This window comes from Epilithonimonas arachidiradicis (genome assembly GCF_003610695.1).
GTDB classification, from domain to species: domain Bacteria; phylum Bacteroidota; class Bacteroidia; order Flavobacteriales; family Weeksellaceae; genus Epilithonimonas; species Epilithonimonas arachidiradicis.
The window spans coordinates 660,138-675,879 of record NZ_RAQH01000001.1 but is presented as its reverse complement, the minus strand read 5'-3'; the positions used below and the strand labels follow the sequence as shown (position 1 = coordinate 675,879).

General features: G+C 35.0%; 19 protein-coding genes. 16 read left to right on the top strand and 3 right to left on the bottom strand.

Annotated features, from left to right (window positions below; all coding sequences use genetic code 11):
* The first annotated feature begins 1 nt into the window (after nucleotide 1).
* The 16 genes from BXY58_RS03295 to BXY58_RS03220 all read left to right on the top strand — a co-directional run bounded on the left by BXY58_RS03295 (nucleotide 2) and on the right by BXY58_RS03220 (nucleotide 11,351).
* On the top strand, nucleotides 2-754 hold the full coding sequence (locus BXY58_RS03295) for an ABC transporter ATP-binding protein (protein ID WP_120212365.1): 753 nt from the start codon (nucleotides 2-4) through the stop codon (nucleotides 752-754).
* On the top strand, nucleotides 744-2,003 hold the full coding sequence (locus BXY58_RS03290; protein WP_120212364.1) for an ABC transporter permease: 1,260 nt from the start codon (nucleotides 744-746) through the stop codon (nucleotides 2,001-2,003). The genes BXY58_RS03295 and BXY58_RS03290 overlap by 11 nt, the downstream gene beginning before the upstream one ends.
* Nucleotides 1,993-2,412, top strand: coding sequence for an acyl-CoA thioesterase (locus BXY58_RS03285; protein WP_120212532.1), 420 nt, complete (start codon nucleotides 1,993-1,995; stop codon nucleotides 2,410-2,412). Before BXY58_RS03290 ends, BXY58_RS03285 begins: the two co-directional genes overlap by 11 nt.
* Nucleotides 2,412-3,566: a beta-ketoacyl synthase N-terminal-like domain-containing protein gene (locus BXY58_RS03280; protein ID WP_120212363.1), complete on the top strand. Its 1,155-nt coding sequence runs from the start codon at nucleotides 2,412-2,414 to the stop codon at nucleotides 3,564-3,566. The genes BXY58_RS03285 and BXY58_RS03280 overlap by 1 nt, the downstream gene beginning before the upstream one ends.
* A gap of 37 nt (nucleotides 3,567-3,603) precedes the next feature.
* Nucleotides 3,604-3,846: an addiction module family protein gene (locus tag BXY58_RS03275; RefSeq protein WP_120212362.1), complete on the top strand. Its 243-nt coding sequence runs from the start codon at nucleotides 3,604-3,606 to the stop codon at nucleotides 3,844-3,846.
* Nucleotides 3,836-4,123 (top strand): type II toxin-antitoxin system RelE/ParE family toxin, encoded by a 288-nt coding sequence (locus BXY58_RS03270; protein WP_120212361.1) that lies wholly within the window; start codon nucleotides 3,836-3,838, stop codon nucleotides 4,121-4,123. The genes BXY58_RS03275 and BXY58_RS03270 overlap by 11 nt, the downstream gene beginning before the upstream one ends.
* 9 nt (nucleotides 4,124-4,132) lie before the next feature.
* The gene (locus tag BXY58_RS03265; protein ID WP_120212360.1) at nucleotides 4,133-4,672 is read left to right on the top strand and encodes a 3-oxoacyl-ACP synthase; all 540 of its coding nucleotides are present in this window, start codon (nucleotides 4,133-4,135) and stop codon (nucleotides 4,670-4,672) included.
* 60 nt (nucleotides 4,673-4,732) lie between these two features.
* Complete coding sequence (locus tag BXY58_RS03260) at nucleotides 4,733-4,990, top strand: phosphopantetheine-binding protein (RefSeq protein ID WP_074236227.1); 258 nt, start codon at nucleotides 4,733-4,735, stop codon at nucleotides 4,988-4,990.
* An 80-nt stretch (nucleotides 4,991-5,070) separates the two neighbouring features.
* Nucleotides 5,071-6,270 carry a beta-ketoacyl-[acyl-carrier-protein] synthase family protein gene (locus BXY58_RS03255; RefSeq protein WP_120212359.1) on the top strand — a complete coding sequence of 400 codons (1,200 nt, stop codon included), beginning with the start codon at nucleotides 5,071-5,073 and terminating at the stop codon, nucleotides 6,268-6,270.
* Nucleotides 6,267-7,328 (top strand): beta-ketoacyl synthase N-terminal-like domain-containing protein, encoded by a 1,062-nt coding sequence (locus tag BXY58_RS03250; RefSeq protein WP_120212531.1) that lies wholly within the window; start codon nucleotides 6,267-6,269, stop codon nucleotides 7,326-7,328. Before BXY58_RS03255 ends, BXY58_RS03250 begins: the two co-directional genes overlap by 4 nt.
* A gap of 11 nt (nucleotides 7,329-7,339) precedes the next feature.
* Nucleotides 7,340-8,095, top strand: a complete 756-nt coding sequence (locus tag BXY58_RS03245; protein WP_120212358.1) for a polysaccharide deacetylase family protein — start codon at nucleotides 7,340-7,342, stop codon at nucleotides 8,093-8,095.
* On the top strand, nucleotides 8,088-8,714 hold the full coding sequence (gene lolA2 / locus BXY58_RS03240; protein WP_120212357.1) for a flexirubin biosynthesis/transport protein LolA2: 627 nt from the start codon (nucleotides 8,088-8,090) through the stop codon (nucleotides 8,712-8,714). Before BXY58_RS03245 ends, lolA2 begins: the two co-directional genes overlap by 8 nt.
* The gene (gene lolB2, locus BXY58_RS03235) at nucleotides 8,680-9,315 is read left to right on the top strand and encodes a flexirubin biosynthesis protein LolB2 (protein ID WP_120212356.1); all 636 of its coding nucleotides are present in this window, start codon (nucleotides 8,680-8,682) and stop codon (nucleotides 9,313-9,315) included. Before lolA2 ends, lolB2 begins: the two co-directional genes overlap by 35 nt.
* Nucleotides 9,316-9,317: 2 nt before the next feature.
* Nucleotides 9,318-9,689, top strand: coding sequence for an ApeI family dehydratase (locus BXY58_RS03230; RefSeq protein WP_120212355.1), 372 nt, complete (start codon nucleotides 9,318-9,320; stop codon nucleotides 9,687-9,689).
* A 2-nt stretch (nucleotides 9,690-9,691) separates the two neighbouring features.
* Nucleotides 9,692-10,174 carry a hypothetical protein gene (locus BXY58_RS03225; protein ID WP_120212354.1) on the top strand — a complete coding sequence of 161 codons (483 nt, stop codon included), beginning with the start codon at nucleotides 9,692-9,694 and terminating at the stop codon, nucleotides 10,172-10,174.
* A 4-nt stretch (nucleotides 10,175-10,178) separates the two neighbouring features.
* On the top strand, nucleotides 10,179-11,351 hold the full coding sequence (locus BXY58_RS03220) for a DUF2062 domain-containing protein (protein ID WP_120212353.1): 1,173 nt from the start codon (nucleotides 10,179-10,181) through the stop codon (nucleotides 11,349-11,351).
* 161 nt (nucleotides 11,352-11,512) lie between these two features.
* Here the strand turns inward: BXY58_RS03220 and BXY58_RS03215 are convergent, their stop codons facing one another.
* The 3 genes from BXY58_RS03215 to BXY58_RS03205 form a co-directional block, all read right to left on the bottom strand.
* A complete protein-coding gene (locus BXY58_RS03215) occupies nucleotides 11,513-13,171 on the bottom strand; it encodes a C45 family autoproteolytic acyltransferase/hydrolase (RefSeq protein WP_120212352.1) in 1,659 nt (552 codons plus the stop codon).
* The gene (locus BXY58_RS03210) at nucleotides 13,171-14,697 is read right to left on the bottom strand and encodes a phytoene desaturase family protein (protein ID WP_120212351.1); all 1,527 of its coding nucleotides are present in this window, start codon (nucleotides 14,695-14,697) and stop codon (nucleotides 13,171-13,173) included. The genes BXY58_RS03215 and BXY58_RS03210 overlap by 1 nt, the downstream gene beginning before the upstream one ends.
* 140 nt (nucleotides 14,698-14,837) lie before the next feature.
* On the bottom strand, nucleotides 14,838-15,722 hold the full coding sequence (locus BXY58_RS03205; RefSeq protein ID WP_120212350.1) for a lysophospholipid acyltransferase family protein: 885 nt from the start codon (nucleotides 15,720-15,722) through the stop codon (nucleotides 14,838-14,840).
* Nucleotides 15,723-15,742: the final 20 nt, after the last annotated feature.

Here is a 15,742-nt window from a genome sequence, read left to right as displayed (position 1 = left end):
TTTGGAGAATATAATAGAAATAAAAAATCTTTATAAGAAATATAAAAATGCAGAAGAATTTTCTGTAAACGATATTTCTTTAAATATATCTAAAAACGAAATCTACGGAATTCTTGGACCAAACGGAGCCGGAAAAACCACATTGATTTCTATGCTTTCAGGTTTAATTAAACCAACTTTGGGAAGTTTTACCATCAACGGACTTTCGCCTCAGAAAAACAGTTCAAAATTGAAACAGATTATTGGAGTTGTTCCACAGGAATATGCATTGTATCCGACTTTAACGGCCAAAGAAAACCTGATGTTTTTCGGAAGTTTGTATGGTTTAAGCCACAAAAAATTGAGAGACACCATTGATGAATCTTTAGAATTGATGGGCTTGTCAAAATTCGCAGGTAAAAAAGTCGACCAGTTTTCGGGAGGAATGAAACGCCGTTGCAATCTGATTGCCGGAACACTTCACAATCCGAAAGTATTGTTTCTGGACGAACCTACTGTTGGCGTTGATGTTCAGTCTAAAAAAGCGATTATCGATTATCTCTTAGATTTAAATAAAAAAGGAACTTGTATCATTTATACTTCGCATCATTTATCGGAAGCTGAAGAATTTTGTACCCAAATCGCCATTATCGACCACGGAAAAATTCACGCAACCGGAACACCTGACGAACTGGTGCAAAGAGTTGCCAACGCAGAAAACCTGGAAGACGTTTTCATATCATTAACCGGAAAAGAACTGAGAGATGTTGTATAAACTGTGGAGAAGTTTTTTTAAGGAAATCCTTTTACTGAAGCGTGATATCGGAGGAATTGTCATTATATTTTTAATGCCTTTGCTACTGATAATTACCATTACATTGATTCAGGATTCGACATTTAAAAATCTGGAAGGTTCAAAAATCCCGATTATTTTCATCGACAACGACCATTCTGAAATTTCAAAAAGAATAGAATCTGAACTGAAAGCCAGCAAAAGTTTTCAGCTTTTGACAGATTACAACGAAAACTCGGCTAAAGAAGCTGTGTTTTCTGGCGAATATCAAATGGCGATTGTCATTCCTCAAAATTTGACGAAAGATATTAATTCAAATATTGATTCAAAGGTTCAGACGATTGTCAGTTCATTTGGATTAGAATCCGATTCGACCGCAACAAAAGTTGTAGCCTCCAAAGCGAAAGATATCCATTTATATTTTGATCCCGCAACCAATGCCGGATTTAAAAATTCGGTGATGAATGCCATCAATAAAATGGTTTTCGAGATTGAGAATAAAAAAATCTACAAAGCATTCCAGGACCAATTGGGAACAACGGAGGATTTGGACAACAAAAGTTTGATTACTTTTAAGGAAATCGTTCCGAAATCTGCTTTGGAAGCCAAACCAAATTCCGTTCAGCACAATGTTCCAGCTTGGGCATTGTTTGCGATTTTCTTTATTGTGGTGCCTTTGTCGATTAATTTAGTTAAAGAAAAAAGTCAGGGAACGAGCGTGAGAGTTCGTGTGAGCCCGACTCCGTATTACATTCATATTTTAGGAAAAACATTTACGTATCTGATTATTTGCGTCATTCAGTTTTTATTGATGGTTGTCGTAGGTGTGTGGCTTTTCCCCTATATGGATTTGCCACAATTTGATGTGACCGGGAAAATGTTTAATCTTATCATTGTCACTTTGTTTGCAGGATTAGCCGCCATCGGATTCGGAGTTTTATTGGGAACAATTGCCGACACTCAGGAACAGTCTGCTCCGTTTGGTGCAACCTCTGTTGTTGTTTTGGCAGCAGTCGGTGGAATTTGGGTTCCGGTATTTCTGATGCCTGAATTTATGCAGAAAATCGCCGCATTTTCTCCGATGAATTGGGGATTAAATGCTTATTACGACATTATTTTAAGAAACAGCGGAATCGGTGAAATTGCCAAAGAATTGATTTTCTTATTTTTATTTTATGTAGCGATGGTTGCCATTGCATTATTTTACGAAAGAAAACAAAATGCAGTCTAAAAATTTAACTTGTACCGAAGAAGTACGTGTAAGATTCAACGAAACAGACCCGTTAGGAATTGTTTGGCACGGTCATTACATCGTGTATTTTGAAGACGGAAGAGAAGCTTTTGGAAGACAGCACGGTTTGACTTATCTTGACATTCAGAAAGCGGGATTTGTAACACCTATTGTAAAAAGTACCTGCGAACATTTTCTGCCTTTAAAATATGGAGAAACTTTTAAAATTGTAACCACTTTCGTGAATTCAAATTCAGCGAAATTGATCTATAAATACGAGCTTTTTAACGAAGAAAATAAATTGGTCTGCTCAGGAGAAACCATTCAGGTTTTCCTGGATTCTGACAATAATTTATGTTTGTATAATCCTGAGTTTTTTCAGGCTTGGAAAGATAAAATGGGATTATAGTGAGGAAGGAAATTTATATTACAGATTACAATTGCGTCACACCTTTAGGCTTCGATGTTTCTTCGAATTGGAATGCTCTTTTGGAAGGAAAATCCGGCGTAGCTTTACATAAAATCATAGAAAATCAGGAGCCTTTTTATGCTTCAATGGTTGATTCTGAAAAGTTAAACGAAGAATTCAATAAAAACTTCGACAATCAGAATTTCACACGACTGGAAAAAATGTTTTTGCTGAGTTTAAAACCTTTAATTGAAAAACATCAGATTTCAGACGAAACGGCTTTTATTTTATCAACCACAAAAGGAAATATCAGTTTATTAAAAAACCAGAAAACTTTACCGGAAGGCGTTTTTCTTTCCAGCTTAGCTCAAAAAATTGCTGACTTCTTCAGATTTAAAACAAAACCGATTGTTGTTTCCAATGCCTGTGTTTCTGGAGTGATGGCAATTGCTGTTGCCAAAAATATGATTCAGGCTGGAAAATACAAAGATGCTTTTGTAGTTGCCGGAGATGAAATTTCAGAGTTTGTGATTTCAGGTTTTAATTCTTTCCAAGCGATTGGAACGGAAATCTGTAAGCCTTACGACAAAAACCGTGACGGAATCAACATTGGGGATGCGACGGCTGCAGTTTATGTTACAAGTCATTGCGAGGAACAAAGTGACGAAGCAATCTCAAACGAAAAATTTAGTTTTAAAATTTTAGGAGATTCTGCCATCAATGATGCCAACCATATTTCCGGACCTTCAAGAACCGGTGACGGATTATTTGCAAGCATTAAAAATGCAATGGCAGAGGCCAATATCCCAACAGAAAAAATTGATTTTATTTCTGCACACGGAACGGCAACAATATATAATGACGAAATGGAAGCCATCGCTTTCAACAGAATGGGATTACAGAATGTTCCTTTAAATAGTTTGAAAGGGTATTACGGACATTGTTTGGGAGCTTCAGGATTGCTGGAAACTATTATTTCAATGGAAAGCGCTTTACAAAACACTTTAATTTCGTCTAAAAATTTTGAAGAAACGGGAACTTCCCAACCTTTGAGTATTATTAAAGAAAACCAATCTGCGGAAATCAAATATATTTTGAAAACAGCTTCAGGTTTTGGAGGGTGCAATGCAGCAATCGTTTTGGAAAAATGCTAAAATAATTTTGTAATTTTATAGAATTAAAGTTTAGGAAATGGAATCTACCATAGACATTAGAAAAAGAATTCACGAGTTTATCGATATTGCAGATGAAAGGATTTTACGCATCATCAACGGAATCATAGATGTTGAGGAACAGGAAGACAACTATCCTGCTGTTCCCGATTGGTATTACGAAAAGCTTGAACTTGAAAGGGAGAAACATTTAAAAGGTGAGACTCCTTCATATACCTGGGAAGAAGTGAAGCAAAGGCTGATGAAGGATTATGACTTATAAATTAATTTTAAAGTCAAGAGCTCACAAAGATTTAGCAGAAGCAATTGAATATTATCAACGTAAAAGAAAAGGTTTAGATAATGAATTTCTGAAATGTGTCCACAAGTTTTTTGATAGAATTGCCAAAAATCCGCTTCATTATCCTTTGAAAAGTGGTCAGTTTCGTGAAGCATATATCCAAAAATTTCCGTACGTCATTATTTACGAAATTATAGACAACGAAATTGTGGTGTTTTCTGTTTTCAACACGCATCAAAATCCAACGAAAAAGCCTTAAACTTTAGTAATGAAGAAAACAGATATTTGTACCATACAAAACTCAAAAATCATTCTCAACAACGAGGCTATTTTTGAAACCCCAACCGAAAATTTTTCAGATTTTGCGAAAGAAGCTTATAAAAGTTTAGAATTAAATTATCCTAAATTTCATAAAATGGATAACTTAAGCAAACTCGCTTTTCTTGCTTCTGAAATGATTTTAAAAGACGAAGACCATAGCAGAACAGCTTTAGTTTTTGCCAACAGATCATCAAGTTTAGATACCGATTTCAAATATCAGGAAAGCATCAATTCTCAGGAAAATTATTTTCCAAGTCCTGCCGTTTTTGTTTATACCTTACCGAATATTTGTGTAGGCGAAATCAGCATCAAGCATAAAATGCAGACAGAGAATGCTTTTTTTGTGTTGGACGAATTTGATGAAGAATTTTTAAACAATTACTCGGAACAGATTTTGCAGTCTGGGAAAGCCGAAAAAGTATTGTGCGGATGGGTAGAGCTCTATCAGGAAAGTTATAATGCTTTCGTATATTTGCTAAACAAGTAAAAATTAAACTATAATATAAGTGTATCAGACAAGCATTTATACACTGACAAATAAAAAATTATGAGCGACTTAAAATTAGAATTAAAAAACAAAATCGTAGATGTTCTTAACCTGGAAGATGTTGCTGTAGAAGACATCAAAGACAACGATCCGCTTTTCGGAGGTGGTCTTGGATTGGATTCTATCGACGCTTTGGAATTAATCGTTCTTCTTGAAAAGGAATACGGAATCAAATTATCTGACCCGAAAAAAGGGAAAGAAATCTTCCAATCTATTGAAGTAATGGCGAAATTCATTGAAGAAAATCGTACAAAATAATTTAATATACCAATGTATCAATTTAGCAGTCTAGCAATTGGTAAACTGTTATATCGATACAATGTTACATTTTGTAGAAGATGGGTCAAAAAATTGCCATAACAGGAATGGGCATCATCTCCGCGATTGGAAACAATGTGGAGGAAAATTTGAGGTCGCTGACAAACGGAAAACACGGAATTTCAAACATTAGTCTGTTTGAAACGCGCCATTCCGGGAAAATAAAAACCGGCGAAATCAAATTGTCTAATGATGAATTGGTGCAAAAACTTCAGTTAAATGAAGATAATAATGCGACAAGAACATCTTTATTAGGAATGATGGCTGCCAAAGAAGCTGTAGAAAGTGCCGGAATTTCCGACATTAATGAGTATAAAACTGGATTCATTTCTTCAACAAGCGTTGCAGGAATGGATGTTACCGAAAAATATTTCTACTCTTACGAAGACTTTCCTGAAAAGCAAAAATATATTGACGCACACGATGCCGGAAATTCATCTTTGGTGATTGCGGATTATCTGGGTTTGAAAGGTATGGTTTCGACCATCAGTACAGCTTGTTCATCTGCAGCCAATGCTATTATGATGGGCGCAAAATTGATTAAAAGCGGCATTTTGGATCGCGTAATTGTCGGCGGAACAGATTCTCTTTCAAAATTTACTTTAAATGGTTTCAACACATTGATGATTCTGACGGATTCCTACAACACGCCTTTTGACAACAATAGAAAAGGTTTGAATTTAGGAGAAGCGGCGGCTTTTCTGGTTCTTGAATCTGATGAAATTGTGAAAAAAGAAAACAAAAAAGTTCTGGGCTATCTTTCTGGATACGGAAATGCCAACGATGCACATCATCAAACGGCTTCTTCGGAAAACGGACAAGGTGCTTTTTTGGCGATGGAAAAAGCATTGAAAATTTCTGGCTTAGATAAAGAAAACATTGATTACATCAACGTCCACGGAACAGCAACTCCGAATAATGATTTGTCAGAAGGTATTGCAATGATCCGAATTTTTGGAGAAAATAAAGTTCCGGAATTCAGTTCTACTAAAGCTTTTACAGGTCATACTTTGGCTGCAGCGGCGGGAATTGAAGCGGTTTATTCGTTATTGGTCATTCAAAATAATCTTATTTTTCCGAATCTAAATTTTAAAAATAAAATGGAAGAATTTGATTTAACACCTGTAACTGAGCTCAAAGAGAAAAAGATTAACCACGTTCTTTCCAATTCGTTTGGCTTTGGAGGAAATTGTTCAACTTTAATTTTCTCAAAATCGTGAGTGCCGTTTACATCAACAGTGTAGCCTGCATATCTGCTCAGGACACTTTAAACGAAAATTTTTTCCAAAATCTTAAGCCTGAAAATTCATCTCAGGTTTTAAAAGCGATCGAACCCAATTACAAGGAATTCATTCCACCCGCAGCAAGCAGAAGAATGTCTAAAACTGTAAAGATGAGTTCTGTAGCTTCACAATATGCTTTAAAAGAAGCGGGAATTGAAAATCCTGATGCCATTATTGTTGGAACAGGAATGGGTTGCTCTCAGGATTCTGAAAAGTTTTTGAAAAACGTGATTGAAAATAATGAAGAGTTTTTGACGCCGACATTTTTTATTCAATCCACACATAATACGGTTGCGGGACAAATTGCGTTAGGTCTGCAATGTCACGCTTACAATTTCACGTATGTAAACACTTCTTCGTCCTTAGAATTTTCTATGTTAGATGCGAAGCTTCAAATCAATGATGGCGAAGCGGACAATGTTTTGGTAGGTTCAACAGACGAACAAACTGAAAGAACGATGGAATTGTACAAACTGAACAATACCATTAAAAAAGTAGAAAATCTTCCGGCCGATTATCTGAATTCGACAACAGAAGGTGTGATTTGGGGCGAAGGTTCGAGCTTTTTTGTTCTAGGAAAAGAAAAAACGGAAACGTCTTATGCTCAGCTGACGGATATTAAAATCTGTAATAAATTAGAATTAACAGAAACCCGACAATTCATTGAAGATTTTTTAGTTAAAAATAATTTGAAAAATGATGAAATTGATACTGTGATTTTAGGTTTCAGTGGAGATTCTGAATCTGATAGTTATTACAAAAATGCTTCTGAATTATTCCAAAATTCATCACAACTATATTACAAACATTTGAGCGGAGAATTCAATACAGCAAGTGGATTTTCAACATTTATGGCTTGTCATATTCTTAAAAATCAAGAGATTCCGGAAGTGATGATGATTAATTCTGTGAAGAAGAAAGAACTGAAAAATATTTTGCTTTATAATCATCTTGGTGGGAACGACCATAGTCTGGTTTTGCTGGAGAAAGCTTAAACAATGCTTAGATGAAACATTATTCATTCATCCTACTTTATCTTTTTTGGAACATCTTCGTTTATGTTTTCAATGGAAGTATCTGGATGTACGTTTTCTGTTTCATTCTCTTTTCAGCAACGGTTGTTTGGGGTTCTTTTGATATTCAATTAAAATATTTCATTAATTCTATCACTCAAAAAAGAACAAAAATCAAAGAAGTGGCTCTGACCTTTGACGATGGACCAACAGAATTTACTCCGAAATTTTTAGATATTCTGAAAAAGAATAATGTAAAAGCCACCTTTTTCTGTATCGGAAAACAGATTGAAAAATTTCCGGAAACATTTCAAAGAATCATTGCGGAAGGTCATATAATAGGAAATCACACTTATTCCCATTCCAATAACACTGGATTTTTATCAAGTCCAAAAATGATTGAGGAAATTGAAAAATGTGATGAAGTAATTTCTAAAATCGGGAATATTAAAACCGATTTGTATCGTCCGCCCTTCGGAGTAACCAATCCGAATATTGCAAAAGCCATCAGCAAAACTCAGAAAAAAAGTATCGGCTGGAATGTCCGCTCTCTTGATACTGTGATGGATAATGAGAAAAAGATTTATAACAGAATTATTAAGAATCTGAAACCCGGAAGTATCATTCTTCTGCACGACACATCTGAGAAAACCTACCTCGTTTTGGTCGAATTATTGCTATTTTTGAAGCGCGAAAATTATTCAACTTTTACGGTTGATTCAATGATTAATTCTACAAATAATGATTAAGAATATAGCTTTAGGCACATTTTTATTGATTTCAGGCTTCTTTTTTGGCCAAAATACAACAATGTCCGCAGCAGAATCAAAAGCGTTCGTTTCCAAAGTTTCTTCTGAAACCAGAAATATAAAGACATTACAAAGTGATTTTACACAAACCAAAAAGATGGATTTCTTAGACAAAAGTATCGTGACTTACGGTAAAATGTCTCTGAAATCTCCGAACACTCTGAGCTGGAAATACACAAAACCTTATCAATACAGCATTATTTTCAAGGACAACAAAATCTTCATCAACGACCAAGGAAAAAAATCTTCGGTTGATGCCAAGAGCAAAACCTTTGAAAAAATCAACAAGCTGATTGTTGGAAGTTCGAACGGGCAAATGTTCAACGATCCGGAATTTTCTGTAAGCTATTTCAAAAATACGAATTACAATATCGCCAAATTCACCCCGAAATCTGCTCAGTTATTGAAATACATCAAACAAATTGAACTCCAGTTTCCAAAAGATGAATCCACAGTTTCGCAAGTGAATATGACAGAAGCTTCCGGTGACACAACCAACATTGTTTTCAAAAACACCAAAATCAATGCGCCGATTTCTGCTTCAGAGTTTTCTTTATAGTCTGATTTTTTTATGGTTTGTTTCGTGCAAAACCTATAAGCTGACAGACATAAAATCTGTTCCAAATTCTGAAACAAAGGTTGAAAATCTCTATTTTTCGTCGAACGAAGATTATGTTTATAAATGTCAAATGGATATTTATAATAATCACGTCAGCGGAATTTTAATTATTAAAAAGATCAGCCAAACAACACATCGCGTCGTGATGACGTCGGATTTTGGTAATAAACTGATAGATTTTGAGATTGCTGATCAAGATTTTAAACTCAATTACGTTCTTCCAGATCTGGATAAAAAATTGGTGATTAATTTCCTTAAAAATGATTTTCAAAGATTATTGAAAAGAGAATATCCTGTCGCAGAAAGTTTTGAAGACGACAATTCTAAAATTTATCTCTCCAAAATCGACAATCAATCTTTTTATTTGTTCTATAACAAGAATAATTCTCTATTGAAAAAAGTGGTTTATACGAAGAACAATAAGGAAAAAATCGATTTTACTTTTGATGCGAAAAAACATATCTTCGCAGATAGTATTGATTTGCAACACAAAGATTTCAATATCAACATCAAACTATTTCAAATCACGGATACCGAATAATTATGCAGAGCATTCTTAATGATTTTTATGCTGTTACCTCTCACGAAAAAACTGAAAAAGGTTTTACGGCTAATATTACTTTAAACAAAGACCACCAAATTTTCAATGGCCATTTCCCTGGAAATCCGGTGACTCCAGGTGTTTGTATGATGCAGATTGTGAAAGATTTGACAGAAGAATTTACCAATTCTAAACTGTTCCTGAAATCGGCTTCTAACGTGAAGTTTATGGCCATCATCAATCCATTTGAAACGCCGGATTTGGTTTTAGAAATGGACATCAACGAGAACGAAGACGAAATAAAAGTAAAAAATACCACCACTTTTGGCGAAACTATTGCATTGAAATTGTCAGTTACCTATAAAAAAATATAGTTATGAAACTGATGCTATCCTTACTGGCAGCTTTCGTGATGTTCTTTCAATCTTCGGATTTGGAAGCTTTGAGAGACAGTTACGCTGTTGCCAATCAATCCAAAGAAAATGCTAAAAACTTCATAGAAATTGCTGACAAAAAAACATCTTCTGATCCTGTGGTTTCCGGTTACAAAGCAGCGGCAAAAGTTTTGGAGGCTAAAGTGTCTACAGAGGGCAAAAGAAAAGCGCTCGTAAAATCCGGAGCAACTAGTTTGGAAAGCCTAATAAAAAGTAATCCTAACAATACGGAATTAAGATTAATAAGATTAAGTGTTCAGGAAAATGTGCCTAAAATTGTAGGTTATCATAAGAACTTGAAGGAAGATAAAGAATTCGTCCTCAACAATTACAGCAAGCAAAATGCTGCACTGAAAAGCTATATCAAAAAATTTGCTGCACAATCCAAAACAATGACGGCAGCAGAAAAAGCGACCTTAAAATAAAACAATGACCATCTCCGAAGTACAAAACGCCATTTCTGAAAAGAAAATATGTGTTTTAATACCGACTTACAATAACGAAAAGACTCTGAAGAGAGTGATTGACGGTGTTTTGGATTACACCGGAAATATTATTGTAATTAATGATGGTTCGACAGATTCTACGCCGAAAATCCTTAAAAATTATCCTCAAATTACAGTTGTTTCTTTACCCGAAAACAAAGGGAAAGGAAACGGTCTGAAAATCGGTTTCAGAAAAGCTCAGGAATTGGGTTATCATTATGCGATAACCATTGATTCTGATGGGCAGCATTATCCTGATGATATTCCTGTTTTTGTAGAAGCTTTGCTTAGCGAAAAAGAAGATGTTCTGCTGATTGGAAACCGAAATATGTCTCAGGACGGAATTCCCAGAAAAAGTAGTTTCGGGAATAACTTTTCTAATTTTTGGTTTTGGTTTGAGACTGGAATTAAGTTACAAGATACACAATCCGGCTACCGCCTTTATCCTTTAAAAAAGATTCCAAAAAAATTTTTCACACCCAAATTTGAGTTCGAAATCGAAATCATCGTGAGAACAGCCTGGAAGCATGTTCCTGTCAAAAATGTTCCTGTAAAAGTACTTTATGATCCTGCGGAAAGAGTCTCACATTTTCGGCCATTTCGCGACTTTACAAGAATCAGTATTCTGAATACTATTTTGGTTTTCATTACCATTTTCTACATTATTCCGAGAAATTTTTTCAGGAATTTCAAAAAAAAAAGTCTTAGAAAATTTATAAAAGAAGATGTGCTGGAAAGCGACGGCAGCAACCGAATCAAAGCGTTTTCCATTGCGCTTGGAACCTTCATTGGTTTATCTCCGTTTTGGGGATTTCAGACGTTGATTGTCATTTCTTTAGCAGTCGTTTTTAAACTGAATAAAGTATTGGCTTTTGTATTTTCAAATATCAGTTTGCCACCTTTTATTCCGTTTATTATTGCAGCTTCTTTGTTTATCGGAGCGCCGTTTGTGAGTGGAGAAAGCGATTTTCTGAATCACGATTTAGATTTCGAATTGGTAAAAAACAATCTGCTGCAATATGTAATTGGGAGTTTTATTCTTGCGACTACTGTTGCCACAATTTTCGGATTGGGATTTTATTTTTTCCTGAATAAAGTGAATCCTAAACAGGGATAGAATATTTTAGGCAACTTATCCGCCTTCCACTCCCAATCTTTTTTGCAGAATTTTTCAATTTGAATAGAACTTTAGCCAAAGCAAAAAAGGATTTCCGTTCAAGTCGGGTTGCAAGATTCAACATAAAACAAAGTACGTTTACAACCACGAAGTTTGTCATTTTACTTCAATTTCTTCAAAGTTTTCTTCAAGTATTTTTCTACATTTTCTTTATCTGGAACTGTTGTGATTTCCTTTGTCAATGCCATTTCAAATTCAACTTTAGCTTTAGAATATTCTTTTTGTTTGAAATAATATTTTCCGGCTAAATAATATCCCAACCAAAAATCAGGATTCAAAGATTGGTATTCTTTTGTAAAATCTTCACTCAACAAAACATCATCTTTTTCAATTGCTGAAATAATCTCTGATTGCATTAATTTATAAATCTCATAATTTTCAAATTCCTGAGAATCGACAAAAGGATCTTTTGCGATATTCAGTTCTGACTTGGCAAATTTTCCATTTTGCAAACGTTTATCAGTAAAGATTTCATTCAAATCATAACAGACAAATTCTCCCAACTGATAAGGATTTGAGGAAACCCAAACCAGTTTTTTCTGAGGTGAAAAAATTACAGCGTGATGTGCTAAAAGCTGATTAAGCGCTTTCTCATTTCCATAACCAATTTTCTCTCCTTTAAGACCCGATTTATCTCTTAAAATCGCAGCCATTTTTTTAGGATTAAGCTTTTGATTTTCCTGCAGAAGTTCCTGTAATTTTTCATAGCGGTATTCCGAATGGCTTTCTACAATATGTTTTTGATTTCTTTTATCTTCTTTATAAGCTTCAGATTGAAAATGATTCGTACAGAAAATTTTACTTGAGTTTTCAACTTTATAAACACCAAAATTATCCGGAGAAACTTCAATAATCACAGCATTTTTATCATTCGCACTTCCAACTAAAATCGATTCGGAAACAAAAACTCTCCGCTTATTTGCAATCGCAATAGCTTCATCAATATTTCTAGCATATTGAAGAATTTCTCTAGTCACCAGAGAAATCGGTGTTTTTGCCGTCAACGGAATTTTTGATTTTCCTGCATTGATTGTCACTGTAATTCCTTCTTTATTCATTCCGGAGACTACACCAATCATTCCGGGCCAGCTAACTGACATATAAGGAATTCCGTTTTCTGGTTCTACAAATTCGATGAGTTTATTTTTAGCAAATTCATCGCCCACATAGAAATCGAAGTTCCGTCCAATCAACAGATCGCCATCTTCTGAGTTTTCATTCCAAACGGCAAGAGAAGAGCATCCAACCATCATCAAATCCTGCATCGCGTGGCCGATATCGTGCGCGCCGTGCAGATACATACTTCTCAAGAATTTGGGCGCAATAAAATCATATTTATCCGATGAATATTGAGATAATCCGTACAATTCAGCCTGATAATCATCACGGACATTCAGGTACATTTTCCGGTTATACCATTTTAAAAAACCCCGTAATAATTTTTGTTTGAATTTTGACGGCACAAAACCTTCAACCTTGGAAAAGAAAATCTCTTCCTGTTTCTGCATCAGATCTTGTGTCAATGCACCATTATTGTAACCTAACTGCAAAGGATTTCCTTTGATGTAAAGCTCCCAAAGCTGTTGTTTATTTTTTGTTAAATAATTTTGACTGAAGCTAAAAGTTGAATCGTTGATTTTGTTAACCTTCGGAATTTCAAGAGAATATTGTTTTACATCCGGAATGTAACGAACAGACTTGGAAGTTCCACAGGAAGTGAGATTCAGAATTAATAAAAAATATAGTAATGCTTTTTTCATCAATTCTTATTTAGAGCTTGCATCAAACGTTCGTCTAAAACTTCTTTCCCAATAATCTCCGAACAAGTTACAAATGCGCCAATGGTTACGCCCAAAATGCCGTGCATATTAACGGTTTGACCTGTCAATAGAAGATTCGGAATTTTTGTTTTGGCAGAGAAAACGGTTTTCAACGGATTGTGAGAATCTTTTACATAACCGTAGATTCCGCCTTCGTAACAGCCGATATAATCACGATATGATAATGGACTTGAAGTATAAATCTCTTCTACCGAATCTAAAATATAAGGATGCTTTTCTGCCATTTTCTGAATCAGAATTTTAGCTTTTTCACTTTTAAATTCTTCGTATGCTTTACCTCTATCTTCGCTTTCAGCAAAGGTATTTTGTGTTTTTTCCCATTCTTTAACCTCATCAAAATTCATATAAGCAAGAGCAGTAAGACTTTCGGCAAAATCTGGATTATGCTTGGATTGTGTGGCGGAAAGCATATACCATTCCGGCCAATTTTTAGTTGATGGAGAACTGGCATTCCAGACTTTTTCTATGGAAGAATAATTATAAAAGTTGCAATTGAAATAAGGTAATGAATTATCTTTCAATTTAATATAAACCGAAAAACAAGACACAACCGGTTCCAAATCATTGACACGATTGAGGTAAGATTTTTTCAGCTTATCTTCTCCAATAAGCTCGACAGTTCTTCGTATGTCGATATTAGAAATAAACTGTTTTGCGAAGAATCGTTTCCTACATTTGGTTTCAACAGCTTTCAGATGATTTTCTTCGTTATAAATAAATTGGCAAACTTCAGAATGTCTATAAACTTCAGCACCGTGTTTTCTGAGTTCTCTGATTAATAATTTTGTGATCTGACTTCCGCCATTGATGCATTTGAAAGCACTTTCGATATAAGAATTGACCGTGAGTGCGTGAACATACAAAGGCGTTTTCTCTCCAACTCCTGCATATAGAAAATTAGAACCTGCCAAAACAGCTCTCAACTTTTCGTTTGAAGTGACAGAATCTATAAAATCTTTAGCATTAGTGTAAAGAATTTCGTCACTATACTTTTCTTTTCTGTAAAGGCTGTAACGTGGAAATTGAGCGCAAACTTCCTGAATTCCATCACAATACTTGATGATATTTTCTTTTTCTTCAGGGAAAAATTTGGAAAGTTGCTCCACGAAATTGTCATAATCTTGAGAGTGTGGATACTCTAAATCGTCATTATCAAAAGTGATTTTATCAAAGCCATTTTCGTCTAATTTTTTCAGACTCAGCCCTTCCATTATTCCAAGATAAGTGAAATATTGATTAAGGTTTTGACCTTGTGACAATCCGCCTAAATAATGAACACCTGTATCAAAAATGAGTTTGTCTCTGGAAAAAGTCTGCAAGTTACCTCCGTATTGATTATTCTTTTCCAACACGCACACTTTCAGACCTTCTTTCGCCAAAATAAGCGCCGAAACAAGACCTCCTAAACCGCTTCCGATAACCAATATGTCGTATTCTTTTTCCAATTTAGCTTTTTCTGGTTATTAATTTTTAGCGTTGAATCGCGCGCAGCCCGACTTGAGCGGAAATCCTTTTTGTTTTTTTGCTAAAAAATAAAAAGATTGGGAGCGGAAGGCGGATTAAGCTGCCATAAAAATATTGAAAATTAATCAATATCGTCCCAAAAGTCAAAGTAATTGAACCACTGGAGCGGATATTTTTTGAGCATCGTTTCCAGATTTTGAACATATGAATTGAGCAAGCCCTGAGAATCGCGGTTTTTGATGTTCTGAGCCACTCTTGCGTACAAGTGATAATGAAGATTTTTTTCCTTCATCACATAAACATAAACAACGGGAACACCCAGTCTGGATGCAATGAGAAATGGTCCGGTGGGAAATTTGGCGGTTTTACCTAGCAATTCTGCTTCAAGAAATTTGGAACCTTCGAAATAGCGATCGCCCGTGAAACAAATCAATTCGTTGTTTGACAAAGCCTGATTGATGTCGAAAATGTGCGACATATCGTCTTTGACATTGATGAATTTGATATTGCTTTTTTTAATTGCAACGCTATCCAAGTATTCTTTTATGATGGTAACTTCCTGATCTGTAGTAACTAAATTAATCTGCGCATCAAAATCGATATCTGCAAAAAAGTGTTCTGCAATCTCAAAATTACCGATATGTGCACTAATCAAAACGCCTCCCTTTTTTTCGTTAAGAAGGTTTTTGAGATTTTCTATTCCGTCAAATTCATAAGTAAATCGGTTTCGTAAACCTACTGAAATGGCCGTTTTGTCAATCAAAACTTTTCCAAAAACAAAGTAGCTTTTGAAAACCGACAACTTCGATTTCCAAAAACTATAACCTAATCTTTTTGTGAAATAATAAGAAATGTATTGGTTGCTCTTCTTAAGAAACAAGAAGTAATAAGTGGCTACAAAATACAACACAAAATATGAACTACGGACGCCAAGATTCTTGATGCTCCAAACGAAAATCCTGTAACCGAGTATCGTTCCTTTGGATTTACCTTTCCACTTGTTCATATAATGATGTTTACCAATTT

Bases quoted from the DNA above. Each gene is read 5' to 3' on its own strand.
- BXY58_RS03260 (WP_074236227.1), top strand. From the start codon at position 4,733: ATGAGCGACTTAAAATTAGAATTAAAAAACAAAATCGTAGATGTTCTT.
- BXY58_RS03255 (WP_120212359.1), top strand. From the start codon at position 5,071: ATGGGTCAAAAAATTGCCATAACAGGAATGGGCATCATCTCCGCGATT.
- BXY58_RS03245 (WP_120212358.1), top strand. From the start codon at position 7,340: ATGAAACATTATTCATTCATCCTACTTTATCTTTTTTGGAACATCTTC.
- lolA2 (WP_120212357.1), top strand. From the start codon at position 8,088: ATGATTAAGAATATAGCTTTAGGCACATTTTTATTGATTTCAGGCTTC.
- BXY58_RS03230 (WP_120212355.1), top strand. From the start codon at position 9,318: ATGCAGAGCATTCTTAATGATTTTTATGCTGTTACCTCTCACGAAAAA.
- BXY58_RS03275 (WP_120212362.1), top strand. From the start codon at position 3,604: ATGGAATCTACCATAGACATTAGAAAAAGAATTCACGAGTTTATCGAT.
- BXY58_RS03215 (WP_120212352.1), bottom strand. From the start codon at position 13,171: ATGAAAAAAGCATTACTATATTTTTTATTAATTCTGAATCTCACTTCC.
- BXY58_RS03270 (WP_120212361.1), top strand. From the start codon at position 3,836: ATGACTTATAAATTAATTTTAAAGTCAAGAGCTCACAAAGATTTAGCA.
- BXY58_RS03225 (WP_120212354.1), top strand. From the start codon at position 9,692: ATGAAACTGATGCTATCCTTACTGGCAGCTTTCGTGATGTTCTTTCAA.
- BXY58_RS03205 (WP_120212350.1), bottom strand. From the start codon at position 15,722: ATGAACAAGTGGAAAGGTAAATCCAAAGGAACGATACTCGGTTACAGG.
- BXY58_RS03265 (WP_120212360.1), top strand. From the start codon at position 4,133: ATGAAGAAAACAGATATTTGTACCATACAAAACTCAAAAATCATTCTC.
- BXY58_RS03220 (WP_120212353.1), top strand. From the start codon at position 10,179: ATGACCATCTCCGAAGTACAAAACGCCATTTCTGAAAAGAAAATATGT.
- BXY58_RS03285 (WP_120212532.1), top strand. From the start codon at position 1,993: ATGCAGTCTAAAAATTTAACTTGTACCGAAGAAGTACGTGTAAGATTC.
- lolB2 (WP_120212356.1), top strand. From the start codon at position 8,680: ATGCGCCGATTTCTGCTTCAGAGTTTTCTTTATAGTCTGATTTTTTTA.
- BXY58_RS03290 (WP_120212364.1), top strand. From the start codon at position 744: ATGTTGTATAAACTGTGGAGAAGTTTTTTTAAGGAAATCCTTTTACTG.